At 65.4% G+C, this 15,924-nt stretch carries 17 protein-coding genes and 1 tRNA gene; 12 read left to right on the plus strand and 6 right to left on the minus strand.

The window, feature by feature from the left end:
- A complete protein-coding gene (gene glmU, locus H9L12_RS06890) occupies window positions 1-1,359 on the minus strand; it encodes a bifunctional UDP-N-acetylglucosamine diphosphorylase/glucosamine-1-phosphate N-acetyltransferase GlmU (protein WP_187541116.1) in 1,359 nt (452 codons plus the stop codon).
- Window positions 1,360-1,470: 111 nt separating this feature from the next.
- Between glmU and H9L12_RS06895 the strand changes: the two genes are divergently transcribed.
- The gene (locus H9L12_RS06895) at window positions 1,471-2,082 is read left to right on the plus strand and encodes a hypothetical protein (protein ID WP_187541117.1); all 612 of its coding nucleotides are present in this window, start codon (window positions 1,471-1,473) and stop codon (window positions 2,080-2,082) included.
- 220 nt (window positions 2,083-2,302) lie between these two features.
- Here the strand turns inward: H9L12_RS06895 and H9L12_RS06900 are convergent, their stop codons facing one another.
- Complete coding sequence (locus H9L12_RS06900; RefSeq protein ID WP_187541118.1) at window positions 2,303-2,740, minus strand: hypothetical protein; 438 nt, start codon at window positions 2,738-2,740, stop codon at window positions 2,303-2,305.
- Window positions 2,737-3,270 (minus strand): polyhydroxyalkanoate synthesis repressor PhaR, encoded by a 534-nt coding sequence (gene phaR / locus H9L12_RS06905; protein ID WP_187541119.1) that lies wholly within the window; start codon window positions 3,268-3,270, stop codon window positions 2,737-2,739. The genes H9L12_RS06900 and phaR overlap by 4 nt, the downstream gene beginning before the upstream one ends.
- A gap of 108 nt (window positions 3,271-3,378) precedes the next feature.
- On the opposite strand from phaR, the gene H9L12_RS06910 reads away from it, so the two are divergent.
- The 11 genes from H9L12_RS06910 (at window position 3,379) to H9L12_RS06955 (ending at window position 11,467) form a co-directional block, all read left to right on the plus strand.
- Window positions 3,379-3,455, plus strand: a tRNA-Arg gene (locus H9L12_RS06910).
- A gap of 333 nt (window positions 3,456-3,788) precedes the next feature.
- Window positions 3,789-4,127: an ArsR/SmtB family transcription factor gene (locus H9L12_RS06915; RefSeq protein WP_187541120.1), complete on the plus strand. Its 339-nt coding sequence runs from the start codon at window positions 3,789-3,791 to the stop codon at window positions 4,125-4,127.
- The gene (locus H9L12_RS06920) at window positions 4,124-5,050 is read left to right on the plus strand and encodes an MBL fold metallo-hydrolase (protein WP_187541121.1); all 927 of its coding nucleotides are present in this window, start codon (window positions 4,124-4,126) and stop codon (window positions 5,048-5,050) included. The genes H9L12_RS06915 and H9L12_RS06920 overlap by 4 nt, the downstream gene beginning before the upstream one ends.
- Window positions 5,047-5,481 carry a YeeE/YedE family protein gene (locus H9L12_RS06925; protein WP_484592922.1) on the plus strand — a complete coding sequence of 145 codons (435 nt, stop codon included), beginning with the start codon at window positions 5,047-5,049 and terminating at the stop codon, window positions 5,479-5,481. The genes H9L12_RS06920 and H9L12_RS06925 overlap by 4 nt, the downstream gene beginning before the upstream one ends.
- Complete coding sequence (locus H9L12_RS06930) at window positions 5,478-5,912, plus strand: YeeE/YedE family protein (RefSeq protein WP_187541122.1); 435 nt, start codon at window positions 5,478-5,480, stop codon at window positions 5,910-5,912. The genes H9L12_RS06925 and H9L12_RS06930 overlap by 4 nt, the downstream gene beginning before the upstream one ends.
- Window positions 5,913-5,929: 17 nt before the next feature.
- Window positions 5,930-6,364 carry a protein tyrosine phosphatase family protein gene (locus H9L12_RS14130; RefSeq protein ID WP_223177090.1) on the plus strand — a complete coding sequence of 145 codons (435 nt, stop codon included), beginning with the start codon at window positions 5,930-5,932 and terminating at the stop codon, window positions 6,362-6,364.
- The gene (locus H9L12_RS06935) at window positions 6,351-7,577 is read left to right on the plus strand and encodes an NAD(P)/FAD-dependent oxidoreductase (RefSeq protein WP_343060313.1); all 1,227 of its coding nucleotides are present in this window, start codon (window positions 6,351-6,353) and stop codon (window positions 7,575-7,577) included. The genes H9L12_RS14130 and H9L12_RS06935 overlap by 14 nt, the downstream gene beginning before the upstream one ends.
- Window positions 7,574-8,353 carry a sulfite exporter TauE/SafE family protein gene (locus H9L12_RS06940; protein WP_187541123.1) on the plus strand — a complete coding sequence of 260 codons (780 nt, stop codon included), beginning with the start codon at window positions 7,574-7,576 and terminating at the stop codon, window positions 8,351-8,353. Before H9L12_RS06935 ends, H9L12_RS06940 begins: the two co-directional genes overlap by 4 nt.
- 138 nt (window positions 8,354-8,491) lie before the next feature.
- Window positions 8,492-9,988 carry a sensor histidine kinase gene (locus H9L12_RS06945; RefSeq protein WP_187541124.1) on the plus strand — a complete coding sequence of 499 codons (1,497 nt, stop codon included), beginning with the start codon at window positions 8,492-8,494 and terminating at the stop codon, window positions 9,986-9,988.
- Complete coding sequence (locus H9L12_RS06950; protein WP_187541125.1) at window positions 9,985-10,425, plus strand: response regulator; 441 nt, start codon at window positions 9,985-9,987, stop codon at window positions 10,423-10,425. Before H9L12_RS06945 ends, H9L12_RS06950 begins: the two co-directional genes overlap by 4 nt.
- A 4-nt stretch (window positions 10,426-10,429) precedes the next feature.
- Window positions 10,430-11,467, plus strand: coding sequence for a histidine kinase dimerization/phosphoacceptor domain -containing protein (locus H9L12_RS06955; protein WP_187541126.1), 1,038 nt, complete (start codon window positions 10,430-10,432; stop codon window positions 11,465-11,467).
- Here the strand turns inward: H9L12_RS06955 and H9L12_RS06960 are convergent.
- Genes H9L12_RS06960 through H9L12_RS06970 form a run of 3 tightly spaced genes read right to left on the minus strand, consistent with a single transcriptional unit; the run spans window position 11,464 to window position 15,887 of the window.
- Window positions 11,464-12,645, minus strand: coding sequence for a dihydrolipoamide acetyltransferase family protein (locus H9L12_RS06960; protein ID WP_187541127.1), 1,182 nt, complete (start codon window positions 12,643-12,645; stop codon window positions 11,464-11,466). The genes H9L12_RS06955 and H9L12_RS06960 overlap by 4 nt on opposite strands.
- Before the next feature lies 1 nt (window position 12,646).
- The gene (locus tag H9L12_RS06965) at window positions 12,647-14,683 is read right to left on the minus strand and encodes an alpha-ketoacid dehydrogenase subunit alpha/beta (RefSeq protein ID WP_187541128.1); all 2,037 of its coding nucleotides are present in this window, start codon (window positions 14,681-14,683) and stop codon (window positions 12,647-12,649) included.
- Window positions 14,676-15,887: an amino acid aminotransferase gene (locus tag H9L12_RS06970; protein WP_187541129.1), complete on the minus strand. Its 1,212-nt coding sequence runs from the start codon at window positions 15,885-15,887 to the stop codon at window positions 14,676-14,678. The genes H9L12_RS06965 and H9L12_RS06970 overlap by 8 nt, the downstream gene beginning before the upstream one ends.
- Between the last annotated feature and the right edge of the window lie 37 nt (window positions 15,888-15,924).

Consider the following 15,924-nt stretch of genomic DNA (forward strand, 5'->3'; position numbering starts at 1 on the left):
CTAGCGGCTTTCTTTTTTCGCGCGCTGCTTGTCGCGGAATCGCCTGGCCCAGCCGGCAAAGCCGCGCTGCTCGCCTCGCGCGATCGCCAACTCGTCGGCTGCGACCGGCTTGGTCACGACGCTGCCTGCGCCGACAATCGCGCCAGCACCGATCGAGACCGGTGCCACCAGCGCGCTGTTCGATCCGATGAACGCGCCCTCGCCGATCTCGGTCCTGTACTTGAAGAAGCCGTCGTAATTGCAGGTGATGGTGCCCGCGCCGATGTTGGCCTTCGCGCCGACGGTCGCATCGCCGATGTAGCTCAGGTGATTCGCCTTGGCGCCGGGGCCAAGCGTCGCTTTCTTCATCTCGACGAAGTTGCCGACTTTGGCGCCTTCGCCCATCACCGCGCCGGGCCGAAGCCGGGCGAACGGACCAACCTCGCAACCGCTGGCGATGCTGGCGCCCTCGATATGGCAGAAGGCGCGTATGACCGCGCCATCGGCGATCTCGACCCCCGGTCCGAATACGACATGCGGCTCGATCGTCGCGTCACGGCCGAGCCTGGTATCGTGGCTGAACCAGACGCTTTCCGGGTCGATCAGGGTCGCACCCTGGTTCAGCGCTTCCTCGCGGCGGCGGCGCTGCCAATCGAGCTCGAGGTGAGCCAACTCGGCGCGGCTGTTGACGCCCGCCGTCTCGAACGCCTCGCCCTCGATCGCGACCGAGTGCCGCCCCTCTTCGGCCGCGACCATCACGACATCCGGCAGGTAATATTCACCTGCCGCATTGTCGTTGCCGACCTTGTCCAGCCAGCGGAACAGGTCGGCCGACCCGACCGCCATCATCCCGCTATTGCACAGCCTGACGGCGCGTTCGGCGTCGTTCGCATCCTTGTATTCGACCATCTTGGCGATGCGGTCGCCCTCGCCGAGAATCACACGACCGTAAGACTTGCCGTCTTCGGGTGAACTGGCGAGCACGACGACGCCGGGCCGGTCGTGCGCGTCCAGCCGCTCGAGCATCCGCCGAAGCGTTGCCCCGGTGACGAATGGCGTGTCGCCATAGAGGATGATGACGGACCCTTCGAAGCCGTCCAGCGCCTCCGCCGCCATTTGCACGGCGTGCGCGGTTCCTTTCTGCTCCGCCTGGACCGCGGTTGTGACGCCATGTCCCTCGACCGCCGCCTCGATCTGCTCGCGGCCCTTGCCAACCACCACGACCCGGCGCGCGGCGCCGAGCGAATCCACGGTGTCGAGCAAGTGCTGGAGCATCGGCTTGCCGGCGATGGGGTGAAGCACCTTGTGCGTGTCGGAACGCATCCGGGTGCCCTGGCCGGCGGCGAGGATGACGACCGAAAATGGGTTGGCTGTTGTCATGGGCGGTGCCTTGGCATGGCCGCCCCTCCTTTTCCATAGAAGAAGGGCCCCGGAGTTTCCTCCGGAGCCCTTCGTATCCATGGGCTCGCCTTAGCTGGCGGGGTGCCAGACGTGCTGGGCTTGGCCGTCGTCCGCTTGCGCGTCGTCGAGGCCGAGCGGCGCTTGGCCGCGGGCTTGCGGGCGGCGGTGGAAGTCGTCGATTTCGGAGCCGTCGACTTCGCCGCCGTCGAACGCTTGGCCGCCGGCTTGCGTTTCGCTCCGCCCGTCGAGCGGGTGGTGGACTTCACGCCGACCGCCTTCTTGGCGCTGCTGGCCGCGTTCGACACGGCCGTCTCAGCCTCGTCGATCCACTTTCCGGACAGGACCCGCTGGGCGGCATCTGCGACCGCTTCAGCGATCAGGGTGCCGAGCTTCGAGGCGCTCGACATCATCGTGTTGGCGGCCTGGCTGGCACTATCGGCGGCATCAAGGCCGGCGTCGCGAATTGCGCGGCGCGCCTTCGGGCTTGCGGCGATGGCCGCGGCCGCGGCAGTCAGCCCCGCCGCGAGCATTTCTCGGCTCATTGCCGCCTTGGTGATCTTGTCGATGGTCGATTTATCCGAGCTCTTGTTGCCCGAACTCTTTGTGGTGGACTTCGCCATGCACTGCGCTCCTCTCGATTTGTTTCGAAAGACGGTTCAACGCCGAAACGGTTCCGGTTTTAGCGAAACGGCAGACAAGTAAAAGGGAGCTGTCGCACCACACGACAGCCCCCTTCAACATGGTCAGCGATCGGGTTTCAAGCCCGGGGGACCACGGGTCAGCTGGTTAGGCTGCCATCCCCCAAGCGAACTTCTCCGACCTCTTAGCTGAACCATGAGACATCGGATCACCTCCTTTCGCTGCGTAATTGCAGGCACAACATGTTGTGTATGGAGCGCAAGAACAAGACTTGTATTGTATTTTAGTTTCGGCAATCCTCGATGCTTCGCGCCGCCTCCGGCCATGCCGGGATCAACAGCGCGGCGCCTCCTCCACCCGCCACCACGAACCGCCCGCGGCTATACGCGATCGCGTCGAGCAGCGAGTCGCGCGGCGTCAGGCTGGTCGTCGTCGACGGAAGGCTGCGCGTCGCCGTGTCGGTTGCGACGGTCATCGGGCCGGACAAGGCCGTAAGCGGGTCCGTGCGCTGGAGCGTGACATTCCGGGTCGCCCGATCGCAGCGGATGGTGAAGACATTGGCGAATCGCGCCTCGCTTCCCGTCGGCGTTGACCGGTATGTCCAACCGCCAGCAGTCAGCGGCGTCGAACGCATCGAGTCGAACAGGGAAGTTGCGGAGCTTTGCGCCGTCGCAGGCGCGGCCAGCGCGAGCGCGGCCACCGTCAGTATGGCACGCATCACTTGCCGATCTTGTCGACCTTGGCCTGGAGGGCGGCAAGTTCGGCCCGGAGCTTGGCCAGCTCGTCGCTGCTGCTGTCCGGTGCGACATCGCCGGCTGTGCTCTTCTTGCCGGTGAACGCCGAAGCGGCGCCTTCGAACATCGCCATGTTGCGCTTGGTAAGGTCGGCCAGCATGTTGCTGCCGAATGCGCCGGCCAGCGCCTGCTGGTTTTTCTTGAACGCGTCCATCGCGGCCTCGAGATATTGCGGCACCGCGCCCTGCATCTGTCCGCCGTACAGCGCGATCAGCTCCCGCAGGAAATTCACCGGAAGGAGCGTCGATCCGCGGGCTTCTTCCTCGACGATGATCTGGGTCAGCACCTGGTGCGTGATGTCTTCGCCCGACTTGGCATCGACGACTTCGAAATCCCGGCCCTCGCGGACCATCTGTCCAAGGCGATCGAGGGTGATGTAGGTCGACTGTTCGGTGTCGTAGAGTCGGCGGTTCGCATATTTCTTGATCGTGACCTTGCCGCCCGCCGCCTTCGCCATTCCCGAACTCCTGAATTGATTGCGCGGGAACCTAGACCCCTCTTTTGCGCGCTGCAACATCGGGCCGTCTTGCCGCGCCGTCCCCGCATCGCTAAGCGGCATGGCAACGCACCCATAGCTCAGCTGGATAGAGCGCTGCCCTCCGAAGGCAGAGGCCAGAGGTTCGAATCCTCTTGGGTGCGCCATTTCCGCTCCGGACGTTCGGGGCAGCGCGGAACGCCACAGCCCCCCCTTCGCCTCCTGGTTTCGTTTCCATCCCCGACAGCGCCTACGAAGCGCGCACGCTTCCTGCCGATGGCCACGCCGACAAGTGCGGCCGATCACTTGCATCTGGGCGGCTAGACATGTCCGTCGACGCGCGCACGAACCACCGATTGGGCGACAAAAAGGCGGCGCTTTGCCCGACCGTACTCCATCGCCAAGCGAAGGAGCCGCTCGCTGCCGCCGGTCGCGAGCACCAACTGCTATTGACAATGGTTTAGAGTTTTCTAAATTAGGGTTCTCTGTTGGAGTTGCTGATGACCGATCCGGACATTCCCTTCGCCGGGCAGGCGGCGATCGCGGCCGGGGTTCTCAAATCCCTGGCCCATGAAGGCCGGCTGCTTGTGCTCTGCTTTCTGGTGGAGGCGGGAGAGCTGTCGGTCGGTGAGTTGGTCGCGCGTATCGGCCTCAGCCAGTCCGCACTTTCCCAGCACCTTGCCAGGCTACGCGCCGAGGGTCTCGTGACCACGCGCAAAGAGGCACAGACCGTTTTCTATCGGATCGCCGACGACAAGGTCCGCTCGCTCCTCGCCATCCTCCATGATCTCTACTGCCCGGCGCTTGGCGCGGGCGCATCGAAGGAAATTTCGTCATGACCGACCGCCATCTCGACATCGCCATCGATCAGGTCCGCTCGGTGCTGGTCGGCAAGACGCATGCGCCGCAAGTGAAGGCCTTCTTCGACGAGCCGACCTTCACCGTTAGCTACGTCGTCAGCGACGCCGCAACCGGGAAGGCCGCGATCATCGACAGCGTGTGGAACTTCGACCAGGCGTCGGGCCGCACCAGCTTCGAATCCGCCGACGCGATCATTGCTTACGTCACCGACCAAGGGCTGACGGTTGACTGGATCCTGGAAACCCACGCCCATGCCGATCATCTGTCGGCGGCGCCCTACCTTCAAGAAAAGCTGGGCGGGAAGCTCGCCATCGGCCGCGAGATCGTCACCGTCCAGGGCGTCTTCGGCAAGATCTTCAACGAAGGCACGCAGTTCGCCCGCGACGGTTCGCAGTTCGACCGCCTTCTGGATGACGGCGACACGTTGATGGTCGGTGAAATCCCGCTCGTCGCGCTTCACGTGCCCGGCCACACGCCGGCCGATATCGCCTATGTCGTCGGTGACGCGCTGTTCACCGGCGACACCATGTTCATGCCGGACTATGGCTCGGCCCGCGCCGATTTTCCCGGCGGCGACGCGCGCCAGCTTTATCGCTCCGTGCGCCGGCTGATGCAGTTGCCGGACGAGACCCGCGTCTTCCTGTGCCATGATTACAAGGCGCCGAACCGCGACGAATATATGTGGGAGACCACTATCCTTGCCGAGCGCACCGGCAACGTGCACCTGCATGATGGCGTGAGTGAGGACGACTTCGTCGCGATGCGCACCCAGCGCGATGCGACGTTGGCCATGCCCAAGCTCATCCTGCCGTCGTTGCAGGTCAACATGCGCGGTGGGCACCTGCCCGAGCCCGACGAAAACGGGGTCAGCTACCTGCGACTGCCGGTGAACCTGCTATGACCTTCGACGCATTTCCCTATGCCCAGCCACTCCACGGTCTGGTCGGCGGACTCCTGATCGGCCTGGCCGCGGCGATGATGCTGCTCGGCGCGGGCAGGATCGCCGGCGTGTCCGGGATCACCGCGCGCGCCACCGGCCTTGGCAAAGGCGACATGTCGCCGTCGAGCGCCTGGGGCTTCCTCGCCGGTCTGCCGATTGGTGCGGCCGTCGTTGCCGTGCTGCTCGGCCTGGCACCGGCGCGGTTCGCCGAGTGGCCCGTGCTGGTCGTGGCTGGCCTCCTCGTCGGGTTCGGCACGCGCATGGGCAGCGGCTGCACCAGCGGTCATGGCGTATGCGGCGTCAGCCGGTTCTCGGCGCGCTCGATCGTCGCCACCGTCACCTTCATCGCCGCGGGTGTCATCACCGTCGCCCTGATCGGAGCGCTGTCATGAGCCTCATCCGCAAACTCCTTCCGCCCCTGATTTCGGGTGCCTTGTTCGGGGCCGGCCTCACCGTTTCCGGCATGACCGATCCGGCGCGCGTCCGCGGCTTCCTCGACGTTTTCGGGCAGTGGGACCCGACGTTGGTCTTCGTCATGGGCGGGGCCGTGCTGGTCATGGCCGTAGCCTGGCGCATCCAGTCGCGCATGGCCCACCCTGTATTCGGCGAAAAATTCTCGCTGCCCGACCGCAGCGACCTCGACCGGCCGCTGATCGTCGGCTCGATCCTGTTTGGCGTCGGTTGGGGCATCGCGGGCCTTTGTCCCGGTCCGGCGATCGCCTCGCTAGCCCTGTCGCCGCTCTCTGTCTTGCCGTTCGTCGCCGCCATGTTGGCCGGGATGGCACTCCAGAAGCTTTTAACTCAACGCGCCCGAGCCGCGTAACCAAAGGAAATTGACCGATGAAACTTGCCGTCCTTACCCCGAACGTCACTGTCCTGGCCCAGCCGAGCGTTGCGCAAATAAGCGAGCTCGCCGATCGCGGCTACCGCTCGATCATCGGCAACCGGCCGGAAGGCGAAAGCGCCGACCAGCCGGAATGGAACGACCTGAAGGCCGCCGCCACGGCGCGGGGCATGGAAGCCGTGCAGATCCCGGTCGTCGCCAGCGCGATCACCGCCGCGGATATCGATGCCTTCACCGAAGCCCTCGAGCGATTGCCGAAGCCGATCGCCGCCTTTTGCCGCACCGGCACACGATCGGCGCTGTTGTGGGCGCTGGCCAACCAGGCGAGCCTGACGGTGGACGAGCGGATCGCGATTGCCGCCAAGGAAGGCTATGACCTCGAGCCCTTCCGGCCGCTACTTTCCCGGGAGAAAAGCGATGCGCAATCATGATGTCGTAATCGTCGGCGGTGGGGCGGGCGGAATTGCGGCCGCCGCTTCGCTGCTCCGCCGCCGGCCCTCGCTCGACGTGGCGATCATCGAGCCGAGTGAGGATCATTATTACCAACCAGGCTTCACCCTGGTCGGCGCCGGCATTTTCTCCACCGAACAGCTGCGCCGATCGACGGAGTCGCTCATTCCCAAGGGCGCGACCTGGCATCGGGCGGCGGTCACCGCCTTCGCGCCTGACGATAACCGCATCACCCCGGACGGCGGCGACACTATTGCCTACCGCCTGCTGATCGTCGCCACCGGCAATCGCCTCGACTTCGATGCAGTGGCGGGCCTCACCGAGACGCTCGGCAAGAACGGCGTCACGTCGAATTACCGCCGTGACCTTGCGCCCTACACGTGGGAGCTGGTGCAAAGCCTCAAGGGCGGCACCGCGCTGTTCACCCAGCCGCCGATGCCGATCAAGTGCGCCGGCGCGCCGCAAAAGGCGATGTACCTGTCGTGCAGCGAATGGGAACGCAGCGGCGCGCTGGCCCAGATGAACGTCGAGTTCCACACCGCCGGCGCGGTCCTGTTCGGCGTCGCTGCCTATGTTCCGGCGCTTGAGCTGACCGTCGACCGCTACGGCATCGACGTCCATCTCGGCAGCAACCTCGTCGCGGTCGACGGGCCTGGCAAAACCGCGACCTTCAAGACTGCCGAGGGCGAGACGACGCGGCCCTTCGACATGCTTCACGTGACCCCGCCGCAAAAGCCGGTCGAGGTCGTCGCCGACAGCGCGCTGGCCGATAGCTCGGGGTATGTCGAGGTCGACGCCGCGACGCTTCGTCACACCCGCTATCCGAACGTCATGGCGCTGGGCGATACCGGCAATATGCCCAATGCCAAGACGGCCGCGGCAGTCCGCAAGCAGGCGCCGGTGGTGGCGGTCAACGCGCTGGAGATCCTCGATGGACGCGACCCGAGCGCGGGCTACGATGGCTACGGCAGCTGCCCGCTGACGGTCGAGAAGGGCAAGATCCTGCTCGCCGAGTTCGGCTATGGCGGCAAGCTGCTGCCGACCTTCCCAAGCTGGCTTATCGACGGGACTCGCCCGTCGCATCTCGCCTGGGTGCTGAAGAAAGACCTGCTGCCCCCGATTTACTGGGACGCCATGCTCAAGGGGCATGAGTGGCTCGCCAAGCCCCAGCCCCTTCAGAAAGTGAATGCATGATCGACACGGTTCAGATGCTGCTAGGCGCCTTTTCCGGCACGCTTGTCGGCTTCACGCTCGGTCTGGTCGGCGGTGGCGGCTCGATCCTGGCGGTGCCGCTGATGGTGTATCTTGTCGGTGTCAAAAGCCCGCACGTCGCCATCGGGACGAGCGCGCTCGCGGTCGCGCTCAATGCCGCGATGGGCCTGTTCAACCATGCCCGGCATGGCACAGTGAAGTGGCGCTGCGGACTGACCTATGCCGCGGCCGGAGTCGTCGGCGCCTTCTTCGGCTCCACCGCCGGCAAGGCGTTCGACGGTCAGCGCCTGCTGTTCCTGTTCGCGATCGTCATGATCGTGGTCGGGATCATGATGCTTCGCCGGCGCAACGCGGTGGGCGACGCCAATGCGCAGTGCACGCGCGAAAATGCGCCGAAGGTGCTCGGTTACGGCCTCGGCACCGGCGGCTTCTCCGGCTTCTTCGGCATCGGCGGCGGCTTCCTGATCGTCCCCGGCCTCATCGCCTCGACCGGCATGCCGATGATCAATGCCGTCGGCACCAGCTTGGTGGCGGTGACCGCTTTCGGCCTGACGACCGCGGCGAATTATGCGTTCTCGGGCCTCGTCGACTGGGTGCTTGCCGCCGTCTTCATCGCCGGCGGCATCGTCGGCAGTCTGCTGGGAACCAAAGCTGCCAAGCGCCTATCCGGTTCGGGCCATCTCGGCTCGATCTTTGCCGGCCTGATTTTCGTGGTGGCAGCGTACATGTTGTGGAAGAGTGGGACGCAGGCCTTCTGAGCACCCCCGTGCGCACGCCGGCGGAGCTCACTTGACTAAAGCTGCACAAATTTCCCAATGGGCCGAGTGCCTGACGCTCTCCCGTTTGGTGCGCCCTTGAAATCCAGCGCGCGGCGGCCATTCGAAGGACATCATCCCGTGGCACAGCCGCTTACCGACGACAGGCGATTTACCCGCAACGCCGGCCTGGCGCTGGCGGCCGGTTTCGGACTTGTCCTGGTGGCCCTGATCCTGGTCGCGATGACCTATGACAATGCCCGTCGATTGAATGACCGGGTTGAGCACACGCATCGGATCACCGACAATCTTTCCCAGCTCATTCTGGCGGTCGAGCGCAACGAGACGGCGACGCGCGGCTACCTGCTTTCGCCGGCGCCGCTCCGGATCCAGACGAGAAGGGATGCATTGGCCCGCATCGGGCCATTGCTGACCGATCTTCGTCGCCAGCTGGCGGACAACCCGGAACAGGCGCGGCGTCTCGACGCCTTGCGCCCGTTGATCCGCGAGCAGGTTGCGACGACCGAAACCCTGATGGGCATGGCCCTGGCTGGTGACTTCACGGGTGCGCAAGCCGAGTTCGGACGCCGCGTGCTCGTGCGGCGGATCGAGGACATCCGCGCCGAAATCGGAAAGATGCAGGCCGTGGAAGCGGAGCTTCTGAGGCAACGGATCGCGCGGGAAAGCGGCAACCGCGACATATTGCAGGCCATCTTGTTGCTGACCGCCCTCCTGTTCATGGCAGTCGGCGTCGCGACCTACCTGCTAGTACGGCGCTACACCAGCGACCTGGCCGCGGCGCGCGACCGTCTTCACTTGCTGAACACCGACCTCGAAGCGGCCGTCGCGGAGCGGACGGCCGACCTTAGGCGAGCGAATGAAGAGATCCAGCGCTTCGCCTACATCGTCAGTCACGACCTGCGCTCGCCATTGGTGAATGTCATGGGCTTCACCGCGGAGCTGGATAGCGCGAATTGGCAGATTGCGGGCCTGATCGACCGGGTCGAAAAGGAAAACCCGGATCTGCTGACGCCGGCCGACCGCACCGCGGCGCTCGAAGACCTGCCGGAAGCGGTCGGCTTCATCCGTTCCTCGACGCAGAAGATGGATCGGCTGATCAACGCGATCCTTGACCTGTCACGCCAGGGAAAGCGCGTGCTGGCGCCGCAAGAACTCGACATGAAAGAGGTGCTCACGGACATCGCCCATTCGCTGGACACGCTGGCGACCGAGCGGGGCGCTCATTTCGTCGTCGAGGAACCTCTTCCGACCATCCGGCACGATCGGCTGGCGATCGACCAGATTTTCTCCAACCTGATGGAGAACGCGACGAAATATCTTGTCCCCGGCCGTCCCGGCGTAATCAGCGTGCGCGGAAAGCTGCGAGGCAAGCGGGCCATCTTCGAGGTGCAGGACAATGGCCGCGGTATTGCGCCCGAAGACACGGAACGTGTTTTTGAATTGTTCCGCCGCGCCGGCGCTCAGGACCAGGCAGGCGAAGGAATTGGCCTCGCCAATGTCCGCGCGCTCGCCTATCGCCTTGGCGGAACAGTATCTTTACGGTCGGCGCTCGGGGAAGGGTCGACATTTGTCGTCGACCTGCCGGTCGAATTTGCCGAGGAGGGGAAAATCAAGTGAACGCGCAGCAGCCTGTCCGCATCGTCATGGTCGAGGACGACGAAGGCCATGCCCGGTTGATCGAAAAGAACATCCGCCGCGCCGGTATTTCGAATGACCTGACCCACTTCCTCGACGGCACCAGCGCGCTCGATTATCTGTTCAACAATCCCGAAGGACCTGCCCAGAACGGCCCCGCGCTCGTCCTGCTCGACCTCAACCTGCCGGACATGAGCGGCACCGACATCCTCGCCAAGATCAAGGGCGACGAGCGACTGCACCGCACGCCCGTCGTCGTGCTCACCACGACCGACGACAAGGTCGAAATCGCGCGCTGCTACGACCTTGGCTGCAACGTCTACATCACCAAGCCGGTCAATTACGAAAGCTTCGCCGACGCCATCCGGCAGCTTGGCCTGTTCCTGTCGGTGATCCAGGTTCCGGACGTCGAAGCCTGATCGAATGAAGCAACCCCGGCGTATCCTGTACATCGATGACGATGCCGGTATCCGGCGGCTGGTCGAAAAGCTTCTCGGCCGGCGCGGCCACACCGTCGTCACCGCCAGCAGCGGCGCGGAGGGCGTCGAGAAACTGAAGGGGGACCCGAGTTTCGAGCTGATTGCGGTCGACCACTACATGCCCGGAATGGACGGGCTGCAAACGTTGGCCGAACTGCGCAAGGTGCCAAACTGCCCGCCGGTGGTTTATGTCACCGGTTCGGAAGAAAGCACGGTCGCGGTCGGCGCGCTCAAGGCTGGCGCGTTCGAATATGTCGTCAAATCGGTTGGCGACGATTTCGTCGATCGGCTGGAACAGGCCTTCTCCCACGCACTGACCTCGGTCCGCCTTCGCAATGAGAAGACCGCCGCGGAAGAAGCACTGAGGGTCAGCAACGAACGGCTGCAAACGCTGCTGAAGGAAGTGAACCACCGCGTCGCCAACTCCCTGCAGCTGGTGTCGGCGATGGTCAGCATGCAATCGCGGCACGTCGAAGACGAAGCGGCCAAGAAGGCGCTCGACGACACGCAGCGCCGCATCCAGGCGATCGCCCAGGTCCACCGCAGCCTCTATACTTCCGACGAGGTCGAGAGCGTCGCGATGGACGAATATCTCGCGGCGATCGTCACCGAGCTTGAAGACACCTGGTCATCGCCGCAGGCGCGCCGCGACATCCAGCTGAACGCCGAGCCGATCAAGCTGGAAACCGACAAGGCGGTGTCTCTCGGCATGATCGTCAACGAACTGATCAGCAACGCCTGCAAATACGCCTACGGCGACCAGGAATCGGGCGAAATTCGCGTCAAGTTCGCGCGCAGCAATCCGCACCAGTTCACGCTGACGGTCGAGGACGACGGCTGCGGCCTGTCGAGCGACGCGCCGGCGCAGGGCACCGGCCTGGGCTCTCGTATCCTGACGGCGATGGCGTCGAGCCTGTCGAGCAAACTCACGTATGACGAGGCGCATCGCGGTTGCCGCGCGGTGCTCGTCGCCGACTTTTAGGCCGCGGGCCAGCCTTCCAGTATCTCGACGAACCGCGACAGCCACGCGTTCGTCTGGTGCCCGTCGACGACCCGATGGTCAATGGTGAGCGTGACATAGGCCATCGGTCGGATGAGGATCGCGTCCTGGCCGCCGACAGTGCGGACGACGACCCGCTTTTCCAGCTTGCCGACACCGAGAATCGCCGCCTGGCCGGCGTGGAGGATGATCGGGCTGGCGAGCAGGCTGCCTGACACGCCGTGGTTGGAAATGGTGAAGGTTCCCCCCGACACGTCGGCACCGGTCAGCTGGCCGGACCGCGCGCGCGATGTCAGGTCGTCGAGCTTCCGACCTACGTCCTCAAGACTCAGCGCGCCGGCGTCCTTGACCACCGGTACCACCAGGCCCTTGTCGCCAAGCGCCGTACCGACCCCGATGTTGACCGTCGGAGAGACGGCGATCCTGTCGTCTTCCCAACGCCCGTTGATCGCCGGCGCGACGGCCATCGCCTCGGCCGCGGCCTTGACCAGGTAAGCGGTGTAGCTCAGCTTCACGCCGCGTGAGGCAAGCGCGCTTTTGTGCGCAGCAATCGCGCTGAAATCCGCTTCGAACAGCGCGGTAACGTGCGGTGCGTCACCGACCGCGCGGACCATATTCTCGGCGATCTTGAGGCGCATCCGATCGTGCGGGATGTCCGCACCTTTGAAATGCCTTGGCTGCGCGGTCGCGGGCTCGCCGACGGTCGTCACTGTCGCCATCGCCACGAAGCGGTCAACGTCCTCGCGGGTGATCCGGCCATCGCGACCGGTTCCCTCGATCCGCGCCGGGTCGAGGTCGTGCTGCAACACGGCGCGGCGAACGGAGGGCGACAGACGCTTCTCCACGTTACCGGTCACCGACTTCTTCACCGGTGCTTCGGCGTCCGACACCGGTGCTGCATGTTCTTCAAACGGCAACGGATCGTAGGTCCCGGCCGAGATTCGCCCGAGGAGGGCGCCGGGTTCCGCTTCCGCATCCGTATCGAGCAGGATTTCGCTCAGCACGCCCGCCACCGGGGATGGCACCTCCTGCGTGACCTTGTCGGTTTCCAGCTCGACCAGCGGATCGTTGACCGCGACCCGTTCACCGACCTTTTTCAGCCAGGCGCGAACGACCGCCTTGGTGCCTTCCTGCTCGTCGGGGACACGGACGTCGATCATGTCAAAAACCTACCAGCCGGTCGATTTCGGCTCGGATGCGCCCGACGCTCGGCACCGCCCATTCCAACAGCTTGGGATGATGCGGGCTCGGGATGTCCGGCATCGTGACCCGGGCGACCGGCGCGTCGAGGTCGAGGAATGCTTCATCGGCAACCACCGCGGCGATCTCCGCGCCAAAGCCGCCGGTGCGCAAATCCTCGTGGACGATCAGGCAACGGCGGGTGCGGCGGACACTGTCGAGGACCATGTCACGGTCCCACGGCATCAGCGTGCGCAGGTCGATGACGTCGGCGCTGATCCCCTCCGCCGCCACCTCGCAGCGCGGGACCATCGCGCCCCAAGTAACGATGGTGATGGCATCGCCTTCACGTGTCTTCCGCGCCCTGCCGAACGGAAGGACGAAGGCATCGCCCGGCCACGGTCGCCGCGCCCAGCTGTCGTCCAGCATGGCGCGATGTTCGAAGAAGATCACCGGATCGTTGCCGCGCAGCGATGCGCGGAGCAAGCCGACCGCATCCTCGGCGTTCGACGGCACCGCCACCTTCCAGCCCGGATTGTGGACGAACTGCACCTCGTTGGTCTGGCTGTGCCAAGGATCGCCGCACTTGAAGAAGCCGCCCGGAATGCGCAGCACCATCGGCGCGGCGAAGCGGTTGGCGGTGCGCCAGCGCATCGTCCCGCAATCGTTAATCTGTTCGGTCGCCGGCTCGGCATATTTACGGAACTGGATTTCCGGCACCGGCATCAGGCCGGCCAGCGCCATTCCGACCGCACGTCCGACGATGCCCTCTTCGTTCAAAGAGGTGTCGAACACCCGATCATGGCCGAACTTTTCCTGAAGCCCCAGCGTGACCGCGTGGACGCCGCCCTTGGGCCCGACATCCTCGCCGAACACCAGCACGCGCGGGTTGGTGGTCAACTCCTGGTCGAGCACGCGGCGGATGGCGGTGACCATGTTGATCCGCTGGCCATCCGGCGCGGGAACGTCGGTCGTCCCCTCGAGCGACGCCCCTGCCCCGCCGCCGACGGTCGCCATGTCGCCGTCGAAGAAGACGTGGCGGGTGACGTCGGCCGGCGTCGACACGCCGCGTGTCTCGGCCTCGGCCCGCGCGTCCTCGACCTCCCGGTCGACGCTGGCTTCGATGAAGTCCCAATCGAGATCGCGCGCGAACGCCTTGAGCTTCGGCAACGGATCACGCGCCCATTCGGCCTTGATCGTCTCGTCCGACTTGTACGCCTGCGTGTCCTGGTAGCTGTGCCCTTCGAGGCGCGGGACGGTCAGGCGGATGAGCGCCGGTCCCTTGCGCTCCCGCACATGGCCGACCGCGGCACCGATCAGCCGCGAGGCCTCGTCCGGCTCGGTACCGTCGCCATTGAAGATGGCGAGATTCTTGAAGCTGCCGAGGTTGGCGGCGATGTCCTGTCCCGGCGTCTGGTAGGTCGACGGGACCGAAATCCCGAAGCCGTTGTCCTCGATAAAGAACAGCATCGGCAGGTTCTGGGTCGTCGCCATGGTCAGCGCCGACCAGAATCCGCCGGTCGCGCAGCTGGCGTCCCCGCCCAGCACGACGCCGATCGCGCCGGTGGACGGCTCACCCAGCACGCGCTCCTTGTAGAGCACCGACTGCGCCCAGCCGGCGGCCGGCGCATATTGCGCGCCGACCCCGCCACACATTGGCAAGGCGTGGGCGCCGCCCGGGTTGGGATAATTGAAAACGACGCCGATATCGCGGCCGTCGCTGTATCCGCCGGCCCGGCCCATGCCACTGCCCAGCGCGTCGGCGAGCGGCACGCCGAGCGCGAGCAGCATCGGCCGCGAGCGATAATAGCCGCATGCCGCATCGCCATCGCGAAGGTGCAGGCCGAGGATGACCTGCGCCATGTCGTGACCGCGGGCCGAAAATTGGTAGAGGACCTTCTTTTCCGGGACGAGCCTCTGTTCCTCGAGCGCGTCGAGCGCCCGGCTGACCGTCACCAGCCGAGCAACCTCCGCCCAGTCCAGTGTCGCCTCGGGCCGCACCGGATCCGCTTCAGCCATCCATCGCCTCGATCACCGCGGCGATGAAACGGTCGACCTGTCCGTTCGACATTCCGACGACGTTGAACCGGCCGCTGTCGGCCATGTAGATCGACTTGTCGCGAAGACGGACGACCTGGTCCTTGCTGAGCGGCAGCATCGAGAACATGCCGTACTGCTCGGCGACAAACGCCAGCCGCGGATCCGCCGCAGCGATCCTGGCACGGATCGAGTTGATGCGGTCGCGCATGGCGGCGACCTCTTCCAGCCACTCGGCCTTTAGTAGCGGATCTTCCAGGACGATGCGCGCCGCCGCCGCGCCGTGATCGGGCGGCATCGACCATTGTTCGCGCGCAATCTGCAACACATGGGTCATCGCATGCTTCGTCGCGGCCTCGACGCCCGTCTTGACGAACAGAGCGCCGACGCGGTCGCGATAGACTCCGAAATTCTTGTCGCAACTGTAGGCGACGATCGCCTCCTCGCTGCTGTCCAGCACCTTGTGCAGCCCGGCGGCGTCTTCTTCGAACCCGCGCCCCAGGCCCTGGTAGGCAAGGTCGACGACCGGCAGCAGGCCGCGCTCCGCAACGATCTGCGCAACCTCGCTCCATTGCTCGTCGTCGAGGTCGGCACCGGTCGGGTTGTGACAGCAGCCATGAAGCAGCGCGACGTCGCCGCGCTCGCCTGACTTCAGCGCCGCGACCATCTCTTCGAAGCGGATGCGGGTCCCATCGCGGTCGTAGAACGGATACTCTACGATCCGCAGGCCCGATCCGGCGACGATCGGCTGGTGGTTGGGCCAGGTCGGAGTGCCGATCAGCACCCGCGCTTCCGGCCGAGCCGCCGCGATCAGCTTGAAGGCCAGCGCCAGCGCGCCGCACCCGCCCGGGGTTTGCACGCCCCCGATCCGCGCGTCGTCCGCGTGGCGACCGAGGGCGACCGGGCGGATCGCCGCGGTGAAGCGAACATCGCCATAACCGCCGAGGTAGGCCTTGGTCTGCTGTTCTTCCCACAGCCGCTTCTCGGCCTTCTTCAGGCTCGCGGGAATCGGCGTCCGTCCCTGGCCATCACGGTAGACCCCGACCCCGACGTCGATCTTGTCCGGGTTGGGGTCGGCATTGACCAGCGCGATGATCGCCAGAAGCGAATCGCTCACCAGCGGCGGCAGCGTGTCGAGGATGTGCGCATTGCCCGCGCGGACGGCCGTGTCAGTGTCGCTGTGCATGGGCGCGGCCTAGCAATTCCCGGCCCGCCGCGCAAAG

Source organism: Sphingomonas rhizophila, from assembly GCF_014396585.1.
Taxonomy (GTDB): Bacteria; Pseudomonadota; Alphaproteobacteria; order Sphingomonadales; family Sphingomonadaceae; genus Sphingomicrobium; species Sphingomicrobium rhizophilum.

What these genes read in the sequence shown, in the direction of transcription:
- H9L12_RS06915 (WP_187541120.1), top strand. Translation starts at nt 3,789, where the DNA reads ATGACCGATCCGGACATTCCCTTCGCCGGGCAGGCGGCGATCGCGGCC.
- glmU (WP_187541116.1), bottom strand. Translation starts at nt 1,359, where the DNA reads ATGACAACAGCCAACCCATTTTCGGTCGTCATCCTCGCCGCCGGCCAG.
- H9L12_RS06965 (WP_187541128.1), bottom strand. Translation starts at nt 14,683, where the DNA reads ATGGCTGAAGCGGATCCGGTGCGGCCCGAGGCGACACTGGACTGGGCG.
- H9L12_RS06925 (WP_484592922.1), top strand. Translation starts at nt 5,047, where the DNA reads ATGACCTTCGACGCATTTCCCTATGCCCAGCCACTCCACGGTCTGGTC.
- H9L12_RS06955 (WP_187541126.1), top strand. Translation starts at nt 10,430, where the DNA reads ATGAAGCAACCCCGGCGTATCCTGTACATCGATGACGATGCCGGTATC.
- H9L12_RS06935 (WP_343060313.1), top strand. Translation starts at nt 6,351, where the DNA reads ATGCGCAATCATGATGTCGTAATCGTCGGCGGTGGGGCGGGCGGAATT.
- phaR (WP_187541119.1), bottom strand. Translation starts at nt 3,270, where the DNA reads ATGGCGAAGGCGGCGGGCGGCAAGGTCACGATCAAGAAATATGCGAAC.
- H9L12_RS06920 (WP_187541121.1), top strand. Translation starts at nt 4,124, where the DNA reads ATGACCGACCGCCATCTCGACATCGCCATCGATCAGGTCCGCTCGGTG.
- H9L12_RS06970 (WP_187541129.1), bottom strand. Translation starts at nt 15,887, where the DNA reads ATGCACAGCGACACTGACACGGCCGTCCGCGCGGGCAATGCGCACATC.
- H9L12_RS06940 (WP_187541123.1), top strand. Translation starts at nt 7,574, where the DNA reads ATGATCGACACGGTTCAGATGCTGCTAGGCGCCTTTTCCGGCACGCTT.
- H9L12_RS06930 (WP_187541122.1), top strand. Translation starts at nt 5,478, where the DNA reads ATGAGCCTCATCCGCAAACTCCTTCCGCCCCTGATTTCGGGTGCCTTG.
- H9L12_RS14130 (WP_223177090.1), top strand. Translation starts at nt 5,930, where the DNA reads ATGAAACTTGCCGTCCTTACCCCGAACGTCACTGTCCTGGCCCAGCCG.
- H9L12_RS06960 (WP_187541127.1), bottom strand. Translation starts at nt 12,645, where the DNA reads ATGATCGACGTCCGTGTCCCCGACGAGCAGGAAGGCACCAAGGCGGTC.